At 35.6% G+C, this 19,545-nt stretch carries 16 protein-coding genes; 6 read left to right on the forward strand and 10 right to left on the reverse strand.

Going from position 1 to position 19,545, the window contains the following annotated elements; all coding sequences use genetic code 11:
• Positions 1-395: 395 nt before the first annotated feature.
• Entirely contained in the window at positions 396-2,684 is a 2,289-nt protein-coding gene (locus KHA97_RS11435) for an EAL domain-containing protein (RefSeq protein ID WP_213124871.1), read from the forward strand.
• Positions 2,685-3,200: 516 nt separating this feature from the next.
• On the forward strand, positions 3,201-3,980 hold the full coding sequence (locus tag KHA97_RS11440) for an alpha/beta fold hydrolase (protein ID WP_213124872.1): 780 nt from the start codon (positions 3,201-3,203) through the stop codon (positions 3,978-3,980).
• Between the two features lie 310 nt (positions 3,981-4,290).
• Here KHA97_RS11440 and KHA97_RS11445 read toward each other — a convergent pair whose 3' ends face one another.
• The 9 genes from KHA97_RS11445 to KHA97_RS11485 all read right to left on the reverse strand — a co-directional run bounded on the left by KHA97_RS11445 (position 4,291) and on the right by KHA97_RS11485 (position 13,979).
• Positions 4,291-5,286 carry a LacI family DNA-binding transcriptional regulator gene (locus KHA97_RS11445; protein WP_213124873.1) on the reverse strand — a complete coding sequence of 332 codons (996 nt, stop codon included), beginning with the start codon at positions 5,284-5,286 and terminating at the stop codon, positions 4,291-4,293.
• Positions 5,287-5,316: 30 nt separating this feature from the next.
• A complete protein-coding gene (locus KHA97_RS11450) occupies positions 5,317-6,198 on the reverse strand; it encodes a DMT family transporter (protein ID WP_213124874.1) in 882 nt (293 codons plus the stop codon).
• Complete coding sequence (locus tag KHA97_RS11455; RefSeq protein ID WP_213124875.1) at positions 6,199-6,849, reverse strand: MGH1-like glycoside hydrolase domain-containing protein; 651 nt, start codon at positions 6,847-6,849, stop codon at positions 6,199-6,201.
• A 326-nt stretch (positions 6,850-7,175) separates the two neighbouring features.
• Positions 7,176-7,979 carry a TIM barrel protein gene (locus KHA97_RS11460; protein WP_213124876.1) on the reverse strand — a complete coding sequence of 268 codons (804 nt, stop codon included), beginning with the start codon at positions 7,977-7,979 and terminating at the stop codon, positions 7,176-7,178.
• Between the two features lie 745 nt (positions 7,980-8,724).
• Positions 8,725-9,486 carry a glycerophosphodiester phosphodiesterase gene (locus tag KHA97_RS11465; protein WP_213124877.1) on the reverse strand — a complete coding sequence of 254 codons (762 nt, stop codon included), beginning with the start codon at positions 9,484-9,486 and terminating at the stop codon, positions 8,725-8,727.
• 168 nt (positions 9,487-9,654) lie between these two features.
• Positions 9,655-11,034: an ABC transporter substrate-binding protein gene (locus tag KHA97_RS11470; RefSeq protein WP_213124878.1), complete on the reverse strand. Its 1,380-nt coding sequence runs from the start codon at positions 11,032-11,034 to the stop codon at positions 9,655-9,657.
• A 79-nt stretch (positions 11,035-11,113) separates the two neighbouring features.
• Positions 11,114-11,929 carry a carbohydrate ABC transporter permease gene (locus tag KHA97_RS11475; protein WP_213124879.1) on the reverse strand — a complete coding sequence of 272 codons (816 nt, stop codon included), beginning with the start codon at positions 11,927-11,929 and terminating at the stop codon, positions 11,114-11,116.
• Positions 11,926-12,792 (reverse strand): carbohydrate ABC transporter permease, encoded by an 867-nt coding sequence (locus tag KHA97_RS11480; RefSeq protein ID WP_407658035.1) that lies wholly within the window; start codon positions 12,790-12,792, stop codon positions 11,926-11,928. The genes KHA97_RS11475 and KHA97_RS11480 overlap by 4 nt, the downstream gene beginning before the upstream one ends.
• Before the next feature lie 74 nt (positions 12,793-12,866).
• Positions 12,867-13,979, reverse strand: coding sequence for an ABC transporter ATP-binding protein (locus tag KHA97_RS11485; RefSeq protein WP_213124880.1), 1,113 nt, complete (start codon positions 13,977-13,979; stop codon positions 12,867-12,869).
• A gap of 544 nt (positions 13,980-14,523) precedes the next feature.
• Between KHA97_RS11485 and KHA97_RS11490 the strand changes: the two genes are divergently transcribed.
• From KHA97_RS11490 to KHA97_RS11505, 4 genes are all read left to right on the forward strand, one after another.
• Positions 14,524-15,417: an AraC family transcriptional regulator gene (locus KHA97_RS11490; RefSeq protein ID WP_213124881.1), complete on the forward strand. Its 894-nt coding sequence runs from the start codon at positions 14,524-14,526 to the stop codon at positions 15,415-15,417.
• A gap of 43 nt (positions 15,418-15,460) precedes the next feature.
• Entirely contained in the window at positions 15,461-16,780 is a 1,320-nt protein-coding gene (locus KHA97_RS11495) for an ABC transporter substrate-binding protein (RefSeq protein ID WP_213124882.1), read from the forward strand.
• A 61-nt stretch (positions 16,781-16,841) separates the two neighbouring features.
• Entirely contained in the window at positions 16,842-17,786 is a 945-nt protein-coding gene (locus KHA97_RS11500) for a carbohydrate ABC transporter permease (protein ID WP_213124883.1), read from the forward strand.
• Positions 17,787-17,800: 14 nt separating this feature from the next.
• Positions 17,801-18,646 (forward strand): carbohydrate ABC transporter permease, encoded by an 846-nt coding sequence (locus KHA97_RS11505; protein ID WP_213124884.1) that lies wholly within the window; start codon positions 17,801-17,803, stop codon positions 18,644-18,646.
• A 67-nt stretch (positions 18,647-18,713) separates the two neighbouring features.
• Here the strand turns inward: KHA97_RS11505 and KHA97_RS11510 are convergent, their stop codons facing one another.
• Positions 18,714-19,310 (reverse strand): hypothetical protein, encoded by a 597-nt coding sequence (locus tag KHA97_RS11510; protein WP_213124885.1) that lies wholly within the window; start codon positions 19,308-19,310, stop codon positions 18,714-18,716.
• Between the last annotated feature and the right edge of the window lie 235 nt (positions 19,311-19,545).

Genomic DNA, 19,545 nt, shown 5'->3' on the forward strand with positions numbered 1-19,545 from the left:
TTTCTTCTAAGGCATGAATCCTATCTGTTACATGGAGAAAATAATCATTTCCCTCAAAAACCGCTATATCCTTCCTTAAAAGGTAGGAACAAATGTCAAAAGCCTTCCTAATCTATCAAATCATTTGGTTTTCTCTGACTTGATTTTCCGCTGTCTCTAGTGCTTGTTATAGAAGGGGACAAGATTTATATTCTTACAGGAACAAGAATATAAATCTAATATTATTGCAGAAAATAAAAAAAGATTTCGAGAATACTTTGCCGATTTATAACGTTTTTTGCAAAAAATGGTATAATGGGAATAGTAATATTTACCTATTAATAGAAACATCACAGAAAATAGGGAATAGATATTTGAGAGAATTTTATGGAAAAACATATACCGAGGTGTCCATCGTGGAGGAAAATATAGGTATAACAACATCAAAAAAAAATGATAGGTTTGATATGGAAAATGGTCTTCGAAATGCAATTGAACAAGAAAATTTATTATTACATTATCAGCCTAAGTTGTCCCTAATTTCAGGAAAGATAGTAGGTGTAGAAGCATTAGTTCGATGGGATCATCCTGAGAAAGGAACTATCTCTCCTGGAGAATTTATTCCTATTGCAGAGGAAACAGGCCTTATTCTCGAAATTGGAGAATGGGTTTTAAGAACTGCATGTCTGCAAAACAAGGCTTGGCAAGATGCCGGTTACACTCCTGTTGTAATGTCAGTAAATTTGTCCGTTCGTCAACTTTACCAGCCTCAAATAGTTGAGATAGTAAAACGGATTTTGAATGAAACGGGTCTTGCACCTAAGTTCCTAGAACTTGAGATTACAGAAAGTATGGTGATGGATATTGAACATTGTATCCAAATACTACGAGAATTCAATAGATTAGGTGTCCAAATCAGTCTGGACGATTTTGGAACAGGGTATAGCTCTCTCCAACACTTAAAAGAACTTCCTATCAATAAGCTAAAAATAGATCAGTCATTTATTCGAAATTGTACAGTAGACAAGAATGATGCAACTATTGTCAAAACCATTATAGCGATGGTACATCAGTTAGAACTTACGGTTGTTGCTGAAGGGGTTGAGTCAATAGAACATATGGTTTTCCTTCAGCGTAACCTATGTAATGAAGCTCAGGGATATTTATTTTGTAAACCTATTCCACCAGATGAATTCATTCAAGAATATAAGAATATTGAACAAATCATCCCACAAAAAGGGATTCCAAAAGAACTTTCAAATCAAAAATGGCTAGAAGAAGCATTACACCTTGCCCAACAAGAGTTAGAAGAAACGATTAGACAACAACAGGGGATGACCTTTAAATATATAAAAAAAGATGGGAACTTCATACATACGATATGTGATGGTGAGTTGCTTCATCGAATGGGTCTATTACCAGAACAAATTGTAGGGAGAAAACTCAATGATTTTCTTACTCCTGAAACAAGCGAAGGAACAGCTCAGGTTTATCAGAGAGCTTGGGAAGGAGAGGAGAATATTACTTATGAAGGTGAAGTAAATGGAATACATACTATTATTTCGTTACGTCCTATTAAAAGAGCTGGGCAAGTGGTTGAAGTAATTGGTTCAGCTGTAGATATCACAGAAATGAAGCAACTTAAGGAAGCCTTAATTCAAAGTGAATCTAAGTATCAAATTATTGCAGAGAATATGACAGATTTGGTTACTGTTTGTGATGCAAACGGGAGAATCACATATGCGTCACCATCTCACATGAGTATTTTGGGGTTTATACCAAAAGTGGATGGTAAGGAGGAGTACCACTGGGTTCATCACGATGATATCCCTCATCTTCAAGAACAATTCATGTACATGGTATCGAGTAAAACCCCCAGTCAAACGGAATTCCGAGTGAAACATGTAAATGGGAAATGGGTAGAGGTGGAGGCACTTTTTAGCCCTGTAATTGGAAAAGATGGAGATGTGGAGAAAGTTGTAGTTGTTGGACGTGATATATCAGAGCGTAAGAAAATGGATGTATATATTCGAAAAACGGAAAAGATATCCGTTGTAGGACAATTAGCCGCTGGAATTGCACATGAAATTAGGAATCCTCTAACTACAGTGAAAGGATTTCTTCAACTGATGCAACAAGATTTTAAACAAGATAATTATTTCGAGATCATGCTGTCTGAGATTAACCATATCGAGAAAATTATCAAAGAATTCCTGTCATTTGCTAATCCAGTAGTAAAAAAAACGTTGGACACCGATATATATAAGCTTTTACAACAGATTATTACAATAATGAGTACTCAATCAATACTAAAAAATGTTGAAATTGTACAACAGGTCGATCAAGAATTACCACTTATCGATTGTAACGAAATTCAAATTAAGCAGGTATTTATTAACATTCTTCAAAATGCTTTAGAAGCGATGAAAGATGGAGGAGTTATTACTATTAAAGCAACAAGAGATAGTTTAGATAGAATAAAATTTTGTTTTACCGATACAGGATGTGGTATTTCCGAAGATCGTATGGCCTATATTTTTGAGCCCTTTTATAGTACAAAAGAAAAAGGAACTGGATTGGGTTTAAATATTTGTTACAAAATTATTCAGGAGCACGGGGGAACTATCAACATTGAGAGTAAGGTTAATTACGGGACAAAAGTTGATGTGTTTTTACCAATCAAACAGGACCCATTAAATTCATGAATAATTCATTTGTCTGCAATGAAGACATATAATCCAGAGTTTAAAAAATGAACTCAAACATAATAGTTATAAAATTATGTCCAGGTGCAATCATCTTGTTTCGAATGTGATTTATTAACTAGAAACAGGAATCGACGAATAATTTTTATTCATATGGTTTAAGTGAGCACATTATTCCAGTTACCCTTTCTCACATTAATCATTGAAGAAATCTGAAATAAAGTGCTCATTTTTTCATGTTATTTAGTAAATGTCGAACAAGAAGAACGAATTGCATCATGTGAAGAATTTATAAATTTTTTAAAAGAACTATATTAAAACATAACGGGTTCTCTTCAGAGGTGCAAACCAGCAATTAACATAATATTTAACACCTCTAATAACATTCAAATAGAACATCATTAGCACTGCCTTTGGCGGTGTTGTTTCATTTTTAAAAAAGGAACTTTTTGGTATCTCTGGTATAATGATATTGGGGTTTGAAAAGATAAATCAATATAAAGATAGGTGAATTGTTTGGAATTATATTATCAAGAATATGGGGATGAGAATGCTCCATTAATGGTATTTTTACACGGTGGTGGAGTTAGTAGTTGGATGTGGGATAAACAAATTCGATATTTCATTGACTATCATTGCGTTACAATTGATTTACCTGAACAAGGGAAAAGTAATCATATTGAACACTTTTCAATTCGAAAAAGTGCAGAAAAGATTATTGAATTAATAGAAAAAATAGCAAACGGTAAAACAGTAATCGTTATTGGATTTTCATTGGGTGCACAAGTAGCTATTCAAATGCTGAGTATGAATACGAATTTAATTAATAATGCTGTCATAAATAGTGCATTAGTAAGACCCAATGCGATTGTCAAAAAAATGATTAGACCTGCTATAAAATTGACTTTCCCGTTAATTAGTAATAGATATTTTTCAAAACTTCAATCAAAAACACTTTATGTTGGTGAGGAATATTTTGACACCTATTATAAGGAAAGTTCTCAAATGAAATCAGATACACTTATTAGAATATTAAAAGAAAATATGTCATTTAATATACCTGACGATTTTAATAAAGCAAAGGGCAAAATATTAGTTACTGTTGGTGAAAAAGAAAAAGCAATAATGAAAAAATCAGCTATAGATATAGTTTCGAACAATTCGAATTGTACAGGAATAATTATACCTAACGCTGGTCACGGAATATCCTTGCTGAACCCTAATTATTTTAATCAAATGATTAAAAAGTGGCTACAGGAAAGTGTTTTACCACAAGACGTAATAACTATAAAGTAATTGTGTTTGTTTTGCTGCTGGCCTAATAATTGAAGATAAAATTCAAAAAAGGACACCAGGTCCTTTTTTCTATTTCTAGGAATATTTGTTCAGCGACTCTTAGTTATTGAACAGGTATTTCTTTTTTGACTTTTGGTATACTTTAACCATATTACGGCAAATAACAACATTCGAATTGGTAAGGTGTTTAGTATGTCAATTTGTGACCTTACACCAGCTATTGTCATGAACAGGCAAATTACGTAAATACTTCTATCCTAAAAAGGGCTCCAAAAAGTCAGATACTAAACTTTTTGGAGCCCTATCGTTATTAACTCTTTTTCAACTTAGCAGTACTTTCTCTTTCAATGAGTTTGGTATTAATCATAACAACCTTCGATATATCTCGCTTTGTATTAATCCGTTCCATTAACACTTCGTAAGCAGTTTCACCCATAATTTCAGTGTAAAGTTTGATGGTTGTAAGCGGCGGAACCATAAATTGCGCGGAGGCAATATCGTTAAATCCAACAATGCTTAGATCTTCAGGTATTTTAAGCCCAAATTCATACGCAGCCTTATAGCAGCCAACCGCAATGGTATCATTTGCAACGAATAACGCCGTTGGTTTATCTTCATTCTGCAAAAGCTCTTTTAATAAGCTATAACCGTCTTCAGGATGATAACCGCCGATTTTTACAAACATCTCATTAAAAATACCACGTTCGATTAAATATTTTTCAAATACATCCTGCCTTAAATCTTTGAAGCGATTCCCGTACATATCATTATCGCTGCCTCCAATAAAGGCAATTTTACGATGACCTAATCCGTACAAATGATCCAGTGCTTTTTTCGTCGCCGAATTAAAATCGATGCCAACTGAATCAAAATGCTCATCTGGATTGGAATCCACGATGACACATGGCTTGTCAATCTGTTTAAAAAATTCTATATCAGCTTTATTAAACATACCGAGACAGATTAGACCGTCCAACTTTTTGAGTTTTTCCTTGGAAGCTTCTTTATTGACTTTATAAAGCTCCATTCCTTCACTCTTGATCTTCTTTTCAATCGCTACCCTTGTGGCCAAATAATAGGTGTCCGCAAGTTCTTCTTCTAAAGAGTAGGATTGATAAAAGCCGATAACCCGACTGTTTTTCTTATTTTGCTTCACAGGCATTTTATAATTTAAATCTTCAGCAGCTTCGAACACCTTTTTTCTCGTTTCAGGTGTCACATTTAAGGTTTCATCATAATTAAGAACACGTGATACCGTCGTAATGGAAACCTGTGCTCGTCTTGCAATATCTTTAATCGTCGCCATCTGCCATCCCCCAACTCAATAAACTAATATTTATGAATTACCTAATGGAACTTTCAGCTTCGTTAAGCCTAACTTCGTTTCTGATAAAATAATGGCAAATAGAATAATGACGGCCCCAAGCACCATTTTCGTCGTGACGATTTCATTGAGTATAATCACCGAGAATATCATTCCAAACAGTGATTCAGTCGAAAGAAAAATAGCTGCTTTTGTTTCCGAAATATATTTCTGAGCAGAGGTTTGCAATAAAAAAGCAATCGTCGTTGAGAAAATTCCAAGATATAAGACAGGTAAAAGAGCTTCGCCGTCTATTGCCATCGTACCTTCACCTTTGAAAATAACAACGATGATGCCAATCACAGCTGCTGTCAATAGTTGTATTAGTGTTAGTAAAATCGGGTCTTCATTCTTTACATATTTGGCAGTATAAAAAATATGGAAAGCGAATGCTATCGCGCATAATAATGATAACGTATCCCCAATATTAATTTTAAAGGAATCCTGCAAGGACAGCAATCCTACACCCGTCATCGCCAAAAAAGCTCCAACTAATTCAAAACGATCTAAGCGTTTTTTATATAACACATATCCGATAAAAGGAACGATCACGACATTTACCGCCGTTAAAAAAGCATTTTTCGATGGTGTTGTAAATTGTAGCCCCACCGTTTGCAATGCAAAGGCGATATAAAGGATCGTTCCAAGGAAAATGCCTTTTAGCACTATACGACGATTTAACTGTTTCAGCTTCTTAAAAAAGAAAGCTGATAATATTACGCCGCCGACCAAAAAGCGAATGGCCATCATTTGATAGGGACTATAATGATCTAGTGCAACAGCACTTGCAACGAATCCACTTCCCCAAATAATCGCCGTAATTAAAAGTGCGATCTCCCCAAGATATTTTTTCATTTAAGCCTCCGTAATTTTTTCATGTAAAAATAGTAAAAACACACTTGACGTCCATGCAAATGACGTATCAACTAAGCCTTCTCCAGTAATCGGGTCGAAGTTTTCAGCCATTCCGCCTACTAATGTCACTTGCAAAAATTTATCTCGCAGGCGTTTCGCCATTTCCTCAAAGCCAAAGGACGCTAACGAATCTATAAATAAATACGTAACAGGTGCCCAAATTGGACCGAGCCAGTAGCCATTTTCTTTATAATACGGGCTATCAATCCTCTCCGTTGCGAGTCCGTAATTTGCTTCAAAATGTTCCTCTAAATCACGAACAAGCCGCTGCTTCACATTTTCCTCTAAATGATAGCCTATCATGATGGGCAATTTTAAAATTAAGCTGGAACGCGCTTGAATCGGGTCCGCATTTTTTCCATAGCGGCCAAAAAAGCCTTCCTCATCATGTAGCCGTTCCATTAATAATAAAAATAATTGATCGGCTTGTTGCTTAAAGTGTACAGACTCTGTTTCCTCACCAAGTATTATAGCAAACGAAGCTAAAATATCGTATGAACGGATTAAAAAACCTGCAAGATCTGGCGCCTCAACAACCATACCTAAATGGAATAATGACGAATTATCCCAATCCGAATCAAAATTTACCATGCGTTGTTATTTTACTAATGATCGATTGAGCACACTATAACCATCCGAACATTACCAATTAGCTTAGCATCATCAATTTCTGGAGGAATCTTTACCAAATACACACGAAGTTCACTATTTCCGACGCAATTCCTCTCATGGGAAAAAACATCTATCCAACTAAAAAAGCAACTTTCCCTTATGATAAAGGGTTCCGTTTTGAGGTGCATATCATATAAATGGCAATAAAAATGGCTTGTAAACTGACATCAGTTTGACAAGCCATTTTCACGCTATTTATGTCTCAATTGACACTCAAACTGTCTTCAACTAAAGCATCCTTTGAACTATTTTATTAATTCAAAGAAATTACGGCTGTCAATCATTGGCGTACAGTCCTCATAATATGGTAAATCAATCTCAAAAATAAAATCCCTTTGAATAATGTATGGTTTTAACCTTGACCAATCTATGCCACCAAAACCCAAAGACATAGCATCGTGAACTTCTGTTCCAGCACTATCTACGACGTGGTAATGCCGAGTAAAAGGAAAAGCCTCAATAAGATTTTGTTCTAATTTTGGGTTGTCTCCTTTGAAAGACATAAAAGAATGGCTAATATCATAGCAAATAGGTAGATTTAAGGGTTTTACAATATGAGATAGCCAGTAACGATTTGCACTGGAGAAAACCCCTCTCGGAGCATTTTCCCAGAGAAATCGATCATATGTAGTGAGACGTACCTTTTGAACAGCTTCCCTTAAAAAATTTGATCGTTCAAGAATTAATTCTTGATTTAATGTATCCAGCATTCCACTTTCGCACTTTTCATAGTGGGGATGAACCACACAATAAATGTCTTCAGAATGGCAAATCTCGTTTAACAACTCACACGACGATCGATAAAACTCAAACACTTCTGGATCCTCACTTAATACATCTAAGAATTTTCCATTAACTTTCATCGGATGATGAAGAAATACCTTAACATTATTTTCGTTAAGTAACTGAATACTATTGATAATTTTTTCGGGAGAGTAAATATCATTTTCAAATAATTGCAGTTCAACAGTCCCTGGATTATATTTTAGACGATCATCTATCTGTTTTGGATCAAGAGAACATTTAAGATTGATATTTTTGTTTTTCATAATTTAAACCTCTATATTTGTATTAGTGCTTATTAAACTAATTTGAACCATTAGTTCAATAAAGCTTTATGTATTTTTATAAAAACTCAACAAAATGACAGTCGAATTGACAACTCAATTGACACATTAATATACAACAAATTTCAAGTGTACAACAATCATTGTCCTTTAAATTTATTATGTCATTTCTGATGTCAATTCTCTATAAAAAGTTAAAAGAACCTTGATGTAAAAAGGAATCGACCTCTGCCAATTGCAGTGTCAATTCCTTTGTCATTTAAGCAAGATGCACCTCAAAACGGAACCCTTTACCCTTATGAGTAGTTACTTTTTTAGATTCCGCAATCTTAATTCTTCAGATACATTTTTGGATATTGTCAATTTTTTTCATTGCTTAAGGTCTCAATACCTGGTTTGAGTCGTTCAACGAGGATTTTTGTTTTGCTTAAGGTCTCAATAACTGGTTTGAAGTCGTTCAACGTGGATTTTTGGTTTGCTTAAGGTCTGAATAACTGGTTTGAAGTCGTTCATCGAGGATATTTGCTTTGCTTAAGGTCTCAATAACTGGTTTGAGGTCGTTCATCGAGGATTTTTCCATTGCTTTAGGTCTCAATACCCTGGTTGGAGGTTGTTCATCGAGGGTTTTTTCGTTGTGTAAGTCACCTATACACGGATTGATGCCCTTTGTATCGAATATTCCGATCACGAAGGGCACCAGTGTTTGATATTATTTTACCTGCTCTTTTTAAGCATAAATTCTCCGCGCATTTTTAATCATCAAAGCTCTTTCCGGAAAGTCTGATATAATGGTATTCACACCTATATCGAAAAGTTCGTTTATTTCAAGAGGATCATTTACCGTCCATACCCGAATATTTCCTTTCAAGTCTTTCAAATAATGATTTGCCATAATGGTGATTCGTTTTGATACATGTAATGCTTCCAAATTAAACGTTTCCATATAATCATTAGGATGGGTAATTTGATGATCTAGTAGCATTGCGATTTTGGCGGATGGATCAATTTTTTTAATACGAAGCAAAGTTGGTAAATGAAAAGAAGAATAAATGACATTTCGATTTTTCCCATATTGTTTTACTACATTCAATACTTTTTCTTCAATGCCCTCATAATTAATAAGATATGTCTTTAATTCGATGTTCAGTTCGATATCATAAGGTGCGAGTAATTCCAGTACTTCCTGCAATGTGGGTACACGTTCTAAGTTCCAAACGGATTCATTGTAATGAAGAAAATGAGAAAACTTAATTCCAGCACTAACCTCCTTAATCTCTGCCAAGCTTAAGTTTCTAATGTATCCCGTTCCATCAGTTGTTCTATCTAGATTTACATCATGGATGACAACAATTTCCCCATCTTTCGTCATATGAACATCTAATTCAAGCCCATCCACACCTTGCTCAATGGCTTTCTTGAAACCTAGCATTGTATTTTCGGGATATATCCCCATACAGCCTCGATGACCATAAATTTTAGTCTCTGCCATATTAACACTTCCTTTTTTAGTAGAATAAAGAATTTAGTTCTCATATTTAAAGGAGCATCCCACATAATGTATAAGCAAGGCAAGAGCTTAAAAGGTGGGGGGTATCTTACTATGCTCTTGCCTGCCTATTCGATTGGTGACACCTAATTAGCGTTTGAAAAAGTTCATTTATTTTCCTCTAGCTGCATTTGCTTGTTCAATTGCACTATTTAGTTGTTTGACAGCTGTATTATATGCTTCATCTACATCCCCGCCGTTATAGACGGTTTCAAGTGCTGTTTCAATTATTTTTCTTTCTTCAGGAATCATATCCATCACAGCACCTTGTGTAGCATAAGACGATTTTGTTGATTGAAGTTGATCGACCGTTACTTGTAATTGCGGCATTTTTTCATGAGCATCTTTCACTACTTGCTCATCATACGCTGCAGGGTTTATAGCAAAATATCCAGTTCCTACATGCCACTGAGCTTGTATAGCAGGAGATTGTACATACTTCATGAAATCCCATGCTGCTTGTTGTTCTTCATTTGATTTGTCATCCACCATCCATAAACTAGCGCCACCAATGACTACCCCTTGACGTTCTACACTTCCAGGATGAGGCAAGTAAGCAATCCCTACTTCAAAAGGTGCATTGTCAATGACATCTCTTGAACTTGCAGATGATTGTAAAAACATAGATACATCACCAGCTAAAAAGCCTGCAACCATGTTGTCTTCATTTGTACCATAATTGGCAAAAGTCTTATCATCAATCATTCGTTTTACCCAATTAAAAATTGATTTTCCTTGATCATCCGTAAAGCCAATTTTTGTTGGCGAATCGGTACGTCCATTATCATTGTTCATTAATAAAGCACCTTGATTTGCTAATAATTGTTCGAATAACCATCCATAAGCTTGTAAGGCAAAACCCTTCATTTTCGGATTGGATTTTACAATGGCTTTACTCGCTTCTTCTACTTCTTCAAACGTTTTTGGTGGTGCTTCAGGATCTAAGCCAGCTGCTTTGAACGCATCTTTATTGTAGTACATGACAGGTGTAGATGAGTTAAATGGCATGGAATAAAATTGATCATCAATTTTATAATAGTTGACAATGTTTTCTTCTAGATGCCCCATGTCATATCCTTCTGCATCAATAAATTCTTGTATTGGTTTAATAAATCCACTGTTAATCATCGACATCGTTCCAATTTCAAACACCTGAATCATTGTTGGTGCACTATCCGTACCAGCAACACTATGGAACTTTGCTAATGATTCATCATATTTTCCTTGATACTCTGCCTTTACTTGGACGGCATCTTGAGAACTATTATAGCTTTCAACGATCGCATTCAATGCTTCCTGTCCCTTCCCTCCCATCGAATGCCAAAATGTTACTACTTGCTTTTGTTTGTTTTCTTCTTTTTTCTCTGACTCTTGATTTGTTGAACTTCCTTGTCCCATTTCCGCCTGAGAAGCAGCTTCTCCAGAACTGCATGCCGCCATAACAAATACTAACATCAGCATAAGAAACGGTAAGCCCAATATCTTTTTCATGTTTTCATACTCTCCTTTTATATGAAAAATATTTCCGCAATGGCGGATAGGAAATCAATAGTCTTGAAGAAAGTTTATCTTATTTCAAAGCACCTTCAGTTAAGCCTCTTTGCAACTTGTTTTGTCCAAGGAATAATAGGATTAAAGTTGGAATCACAACGATAATCGCACCAGCCATGATGCCGCCCCAGTCATTTAATTGCTCCTGAGTCTGTAATTGTTTCAAGCCAATTTGGACAGTGCGTACTTTATCATTTGTTGTTGCAAGCAACGGCCATAAGTACATATTCCAAGATGTTAAAAATCCATAAACTCCTAATGTTACTAAACTAGTCTTCGCTACTGGCAATACAATCGTGAAATAGAATTTGAAATCACCAATTCCAGCAACTTCGCTTGCTTCCTTCAATTCCTTCGGGATTTGCTTAAAAGTCTGCCTCAATAAAAATGTTCCAAATGCGATCGCAAAGAAAGGAACAGATAGACCTTGATATGTATCAATCCATCCTAGGTCTCTAATCGTGTGAAAGTTTGGAATCACCGATGCTTCAAAAGGAACCATCATCGTAGCGATAAACAGGTAAAATAGAAGATCTCGACCTTTAAACTCTAAAAACACAAAAGCATAAGCTGCTAAACTAGAAAGCAACAATTGCCCTAGCATAATGACAATGGCAACTACGAAACTATTAAATAAATAATGAAATAAAGGGAATTGGTTAAAGGCTTTTATATAATTATCAAAAGACAAGACTTTCGGTAAACTACCTGTCATAATATCTTGATTCGTCATGAAGCTCATGATAAAGGCCATCATCATGGGTGCAAAGACGATTACGCTTGCTAATACAAGTAAGGAATATAAGGCGATTTTTTTGCCAATCGGCATGGTCATTGGTAATGAACCTTCCTTTCACCAAGCTTAAATTGCAAGATGGTCATCACTAGAATGATGATAAATAACACAATGGCTTGGGCACTGGCTGAACCAAATTTGTAATTCGTAAATGCCTCCCGATAGATCGAATATACAAGTAAATTGGATGTATTTTGCGGCCCGCCTTGCGTTAATATATCAATCTGCCCAAATGTTTGAAAGGCGTTAATGATGGTGACGGTTATGACAAAAAATAGAGTTGGTGATAGCATCGGAATCGTGATTCGTCTAAGCTTATAAAAATAACCAGCCCCATCAATATTTGCACTCTCATACAGATAGGAATCGATCGATTGTAGACCACCTAATAAAATCAAGAACGTAAAACCAAGATTCATCCAAATGGTTGTGACAGCTATCGCAATTAATGCCCACTTCGGATCTGTTAACCAGCCGATCGTTTCTAAGCCAAACGCTTTTCGAATTTGATTTAAGAACCCGATAGTTGGATGAAATAAATACAACCAGAATACAGATGCAGCTGCGACAGATATCCCCATAGTAGAAGCGTATATGGTGCGGAAAAAACCGATACCTCTCACCTTTTCATTTGCAATAATGGCTAAAAATAAACCAATAATGATCGTGAGCGGAACCGTATAGAGTACAAATAAAAAAGTTGATTTTATACTTTGTAAAAAAATAGGAGAAGTAAAGATATTAATATAATTATCTAAGCCGACAAATACGGTAGTCTCCCCATTTGCTTTCGTTAAGAAAAAGCTTAAATAAATGGTTCGAATCATTGGATAGAACAAAAACACACTGAATAAGACGATCGAAGGAAGTAGGAATAAAACTCCTTTAATAAAACTTTTCATCCTTTGGATCTTTTTTACTTGTTGAAAATCAATCGAGCTTAATTCATTCGTTTGAACGGCTGTATGATTCATACTCATATGGCGATTACCTCTTGTTGTTTTTCTGCAGTGGCCGCCCTTACTAATAAACCAGATTCTGAGTTAAAGAAATGAAAATATTCCGCAGAAATTTGGATCGGAACCTTATCCCCAACATGAACCATCCATTGACCAAGCCATTTTGCCGTCCATAGCTCTCTCCCAACCTCAAATGTAACTAATGTTTCATTTCCTAACTGTTCCACGTTGATAACTTCTACTTCATGTGTGTTAGCATCATTTGTTCCATAAGGAAGATGCTCCGCTCTAATTCCAATTGTAAATTGCCGATCTTTTAATATTTGTGGCATTTTTGATGGATCGATTGGGATGCTGAGCGTATGTTCAATAATCATATTTTGATTTGCGATAATGGCGCTTCCCATATTCATCTTTGGCGACCCTATAAAAGAAGCAACAAAGAGATTGGCTGGCTCATTGTACAATGTAATCGGTGCACCAATTTGTTGGATTTTCCCATCATTCAAAACCATTATTCGATCACCCATCGTCATCGCTTCAACTTGGTCGTGGGTCACATACACCATGGTTAGTCCTAGTCTTTGTTGCAAACGTCGAATTTCCATTCTCATATTTGCACGAAGTTTTGCATCAAGATTAGAAAGTGGTTCATCCATTAAGCAAAGAGGCGCTTCACTTACGACTGCTCGAGCCAAGGCAACTCGTTGCCTTTGTCCTCCAGAAAGTTCTTTCGGTTTACGTTTCAATAATTCGCTTAAGCCCATCATATCGGCCGTTTCATTTAAGCGTTTTTTCTGTTCCTGTTTATCAACCTTTTTTGCATTTAAACCAAATAAAATATTTTGCTCGACTGTCAAATGCGGATATAAAGCATAATTTTGGAATACCATCGATAAATTTCGATCCTTTGGCGGAAGGTGATTGACGGCTCGATTATTAATTCTTAACGTACCACCACTAATTTCCTCAAGGCCTGCAATCATTCTAAGCAGTGTACTCTTCCCTGAACCAGAAGGTCCAACCAAAACGAAAAACTCTCCTTGTTCAATGGAAAGATTGATTTCATTTAATACGTGATGTTGCTTATCATACGATTTCGAGACTTCAATCAACTCGATTTGTCCCATGCTTTACCTCCTTTTGATGTGCTACTCATATTGAAACATATTTATTTATTAAAAAATTTAAATTAACTGAACATTTACATATCTTTTAGTAGAAGTTAACATCGTTTACAATTTATTAATCGGTTGGTAATAATTAACATGCACTACGTACATTCGTAATGCAGAGGTTTAACGAAATTGCGGACAATATCAACATTACAAAAAAAATAAAGTGCAGGGTTATGTTTTTACTTCATAACTCCGCACTTTTATTTGTTCAAAATACTTCAGTGATTAATTTATATAAACATCTCAAATGTTTATATAAATAACCCGTTATAAGCATATCTTGCGAGGGTATTTTAATAACCTCCTCCATTGAACTGCTTATTTTTCAGATGAGTCCTATTTAATTTCCAAAACGGATTTATATACAAATTAGTTAATTAAAACTATTTTCATTTAAGCAAGAACTGTTAAACATTCAGCAAGATATGTTAAAAACCTCACCCTTTTCCATGCTAGTATGGTACAAATAGTATATTACTTTACTAGAAAGGGTGTTGTGAAATACGAAATGGATTCGACAATGGAGTATTATGTGGATCTTGAGACGAATCAGTTGCTGGCAAGTGGAAAAATAAAAATTGAGTATCGAGCAGATACGAATAAACAACGTTGGCCTTTGCATTCTCATTCAGGATATGAAATTTATTTTTTCCACGAAGGGAATGCGACTTATTTAATTAATAACCTCATCTATGATCTAAAGCCGGGGGATATGTTGATTTTTAACGGTGAGCATTCACATAAAGTCAACCCTGGCAACGGTACATACATCCGCAGTTATATTAATTTTCACCTCGATTATATTAAGCAAATCATCGACGATAATATCTATCAAAACATACAAACCATTTTTGAGCTAAATAATGGATTCTTAATTAGATGGACGATTGAAGAACTGATTGAAGTAGAAAAAATTTTCTCAAATATTAATGAGGAAAATAGAAAAGAAGAAGTTGGCTATCAATCCATGATTGAATCCTACCTAGGTCAACTTTTGATCAAAATCTATCGGAAATCGAAAGGGGTCAGTATTAATCTACAATGCAAACAAAAGAATAATCACGCTCAGAGGATATTGAAATATATCAATGAGAATTTCATGAAGGATCTTACACTCGATCATATTGCTGAAACAGTCCATTTAAACAAATATTACATGAGTCATTGTTTCAAAGAAGTTACTGGATTTACGATAAATAAATATATTGCCCAAAAAAGAATTGAAGAAGGTAAGAAACTATTATTATCAACAGAACTGTCTATCAGTTCAATCTCTTGTAAAATCGGATTAAATAGTGCGGTACATTTTAGTCGATTGTTTAAACAATACGAGAAAATCCCTCCCAAAGAATTTCGGAAAAGCTTTGTAGATATGACTTTTTCGTTGTAAATTGGAAGCGCTTTTTTAAATCACGATATTTGGAGGCGTTCGAATGAAAGGATTCATCTATAAAACACTTATTCTCTTATTAGTTATAGGACTGATTTCCGGGTGCAGTAAATCAACTAATGGAGGTAATAAAAACGCAGAAGATGCTGAAGATAAAATTGAATTAAGAATGACTTGGTGGGGTTCTCAGGACCGGCATGATCGCACGATAAAAGTAATAGAACTTTATGAAAAACTAAATCCTAATATTAAAATATCCCCAGAATTTACAGGGTGGGACGGTTATTGGGAAAAGTTAGCTACTCAAGCTGCTGGTAAAAACTTACCTGATATCATTCAAATGGATTACAAATTTTTATCCGACTACTCCGATAAAGGGTTATTAATCGATTTAAATCCGTATGTGGACTCAGGCATTTTGAATCTCGATGACGTAGATGACCAATATTTAAATGGCGGAATTATAGACGATAAATTATTCGCCATTAATATTGGCGCAAATGCACACGCTGTCTTAGTTGATCCTGCGTTATTTGAAAAAGCTGGAATTCCTATACCTGAACCAGGATACACTTGGGATGACCTTAAATTAATCGGACAGCAACTATCCGATAAATTAGGAGACGGAGTATACGGCACGCATCCAAATGCCGGAATAATGGCCTTTAAACATTATTTACGCGAACATAAACTTTGGTTATTTAATGAGGACGGGACAGGTTTAGGATATGAGGATGACCAATTATTAGCTGACTTTTTACAAATAACAGTAGACATGATTAAGTCTGGTGCCGCTGCACCACCAGAAGTCTTTAAGAGTGCGGGCTCGAATGTGGAACAAATGCCGATTATCATGGAACAAGCTGCGATGCAGATGGACATTCATAGCAACCAAATTATCGCGATGGAAAGTGCCTCTGGACGGCCATTGCAATTAATCCTCCAGCCAATGCTAGAAGGGGGAGAATTTGGTCACTACATTAAACCTGGCCAGTTTTTATCTGTCACGATTCATTCAAAACAAGCGCAAGAAGCAGCTAAATTTATCAACTTTTTCACAAATGATTTAGAAGCAAACAGAATATTGGATGCGGAGCGAGGAGTGCCCATTTCAGAAAAGGTACGTGAAGATCTTCGGAATAACTTATCGGATGCAGGTAAAAAAATGTTTGATTATCTTGATTTAGTTGCGGATTATTCTCGAGAAATTGATCCGCCAGATCCAGTAGGCGCGACGGAAATAGAAGATTATTTTGCAAAAGAAATTGAAGATCCTATTTATTATAATCAAATTTCTCCAGAGGATGCAGCAAAAGCGTTTAGGGACAAAGCAACTGAAATATTAGCGAAAAACAAAAAATAATTAATAATACTATACAAGCCATCTATTGATAGATGGTTTGTATGTTATACGGAGGTGTACGATGAAAGAAAGGACAGGGGTTTCGCTTGATCAACGTGTTAGTCTTACGAAAAAAACAGTAAAAAAAAATAAACAATTGATAACGGATCTCGTCGGTTTCGCATTTATCTCACCGTGGCTACTCGGTTTTATCTGTTTTATTATTGGGCCAATGATTGCCTCTTTATATTTTTCGTTTACTGATTATAATTTATTGTCTCCTTCAAAATGGATAGGATTGCAAAATTACATCAATATGTTTACGAAAGATCCCATTTTTATTAAAGCCCTCAAGGTTACATTCGTTTTTGTTTTTACTTCCGTTCCATTGAAATTAGCTTTTGCCTTATTTGTCGCTATGCTTTTTAATAACACTTACAGAGGAGTAGGGATATACCGAACACTTTATTATATCCCTTCCATTCTAGGCGGTAGTGTTGCAGTTGCCGTCGTATGGAAGCAATTATTCAGCACAAATGGAGCTGTCAATGATATCCTCTCCATTTTTGGATTTCAAGGGACAAATTGGATTGCCAGTCCAGATTACGCCTTGTCAACACTAATTCTATTAGTTGTATGGCAATTCGGTTCACCTATGTTAATTTTCCTAGCAGGATTAAAAGCAATCCCGAATGAATTATATGAATCCGCTTCAGTGGACGGGGCTAATGCGTTCATAAGATTTTTCAAAATTACGATTCCAATGCTCTCACCTGTCATTTTCTTTAATCTAGTCATGCAAACGATTCAAGGTTTTATGACATTTACACAAAGCTTTTTAATTACCCAAGGTGGCCCGTTAAATAGCACTTTATTTTATGCTGTTTATTTATATAACAAAGCGTTTGGCCATTTCAATATGGGCTACGCGTCAGCATTGGCCTGGATTTTATTAATTATTTGTGCCATTTTCACGATGTTTATTTTTAAAACAGCAAAAAGCTGGGTTTACTATGAATCTGAATGAGGGGATGAATCTAAATGGCGATTCGTAGAAAATACAAAATGTATATGTATCATGTGGTCATAGCGTTGCTCGGCTTTTTGATGGTCTACCCTATCCTTTGGACGATTGCAAGTTCTTTAAAACCAGAAAACGAAATTTTTCGAAATGCCTCATCGTTGAGCCCATCCTTTTTAAAGTGGGAAAATTACATTCAAGGTTGGAAAGGCTTTGGAAATATATCATTTACAACCTTTTTCGCGAATTCAACGATTGTAACCGTCATGGTTGTCATCGGAACGATCATTTCATCCACATTAGTTGCTTTTGGATTTGCACGAATTAAGTTTCGCTTTAGGACACCGTTATTTATTTGTTTGCTGGCAACACTTATGTTGCCTCAACAAGTAACACTCATCCCTCAATATATACTTTTTCATAACCTAGGGTGGGTAAATACGTATTTGCCTTTAATCGTGCCGGCATTCATTGGAGGCGTACCCTTCTTTATTTTTCTCATGGTGCAATTTATTCGCGGAATCCCTAGAGAGTTGGATGAAGCAGCCTATATTGACGGATGCAGCACCTTCGGTATATTTTGGCGCATCATCTTGCCATTAACCACTCCAGCTATAGCAACGGTCGCCATTTTTTCCTTCTATTGGACGTGGGATGATTTCATGGCACCGCTTATATACTTAAATGATACAAAATTATACACCGTCGCACTTGGATTAAAAATGTTTTCCGATCCGTCCTCGTTAACTGCCTGGGGTCCAATGCTCGCCATGTCAGTGGCGTCAATACTTCCTCAACTCATTATGTTTTTGTTTTTTCAAAAATACTTAGTTGAAGGGATTACCGCAGGTGGTGTGAAAGGGTAATAGTATTAAGTATGAAAAATGCCAGTCTCCAACGTATGTACACGCCGAGACTGGCATAACATTATTTCTACCTCTTTCTCCCCTTCATAATAAATCCAACAACCATACCCACTGCTAAGCCTATTCCTAATGCTGTGAAAATAATGTATACCTGACTATCATTTTCTTGTTGTGCTGGCTTCTCCGATTTTTTTACACCATTATCTGATGAGAATTCTTTTAAAGGCTTCTCACCTTTTCCTAATTCATTTATATCTTCTGTTGCCGCAGCCAAAGGAGCGGTTCGTGAACAAAGAGATACTCTAAGCTTCCCATCCACTTCATTCGCATACACTAAGTACTCTTTATTTAAGGAAAATTCGAAACCACAGCTCGCTGAATCTCTTTCAGTGTAAACAATCAATTCTGATTGATTACTCCCTTTCCACGACTGATCCACTTCAAATTTTACCTCAATCAAATCGGCAGAGGATTGGACTTTTTTATTTTTATTTGAATCGACAACCTCAATTACTTTACCTGAAAATACAGCTGTACTACCATCTACCCCTTCCTGAACAGTCCCGACCGGAAGACAAGAGCATGCAAAACCTTTAGAAGGTGATATAGCTAAAAATAAACAAGTCATTACCACTAAGCTGATAAACCAATGAAGTATTTTCATTTTATATAGTCCCCTTTTTTCTTTTTAGACGGTTGGTGAATAAGATTGGTTACAGAGAAAGATGCTTAAATTGACGTGTGGAAAAAGTTAGACGCTTTTGATTAGCTAATTCGCATAGAGTAGCTTGTCTTATATCAGTAATCTAATCTCTTCTTCACTTTCACATTCTTTCCACACTTTTCTCTACTACGTAATGAATAATTTGATTGTTTTTTTGACTGAGTAATTTCCATAT

This window comes from Lederbergia citri, assembly GCF_018343625.1.
Lineage (GTDB): Bacteria > Bacillota > Bacilli > Bacillales > Bacillaceae_C > Lederbergia > Lederbergia citri.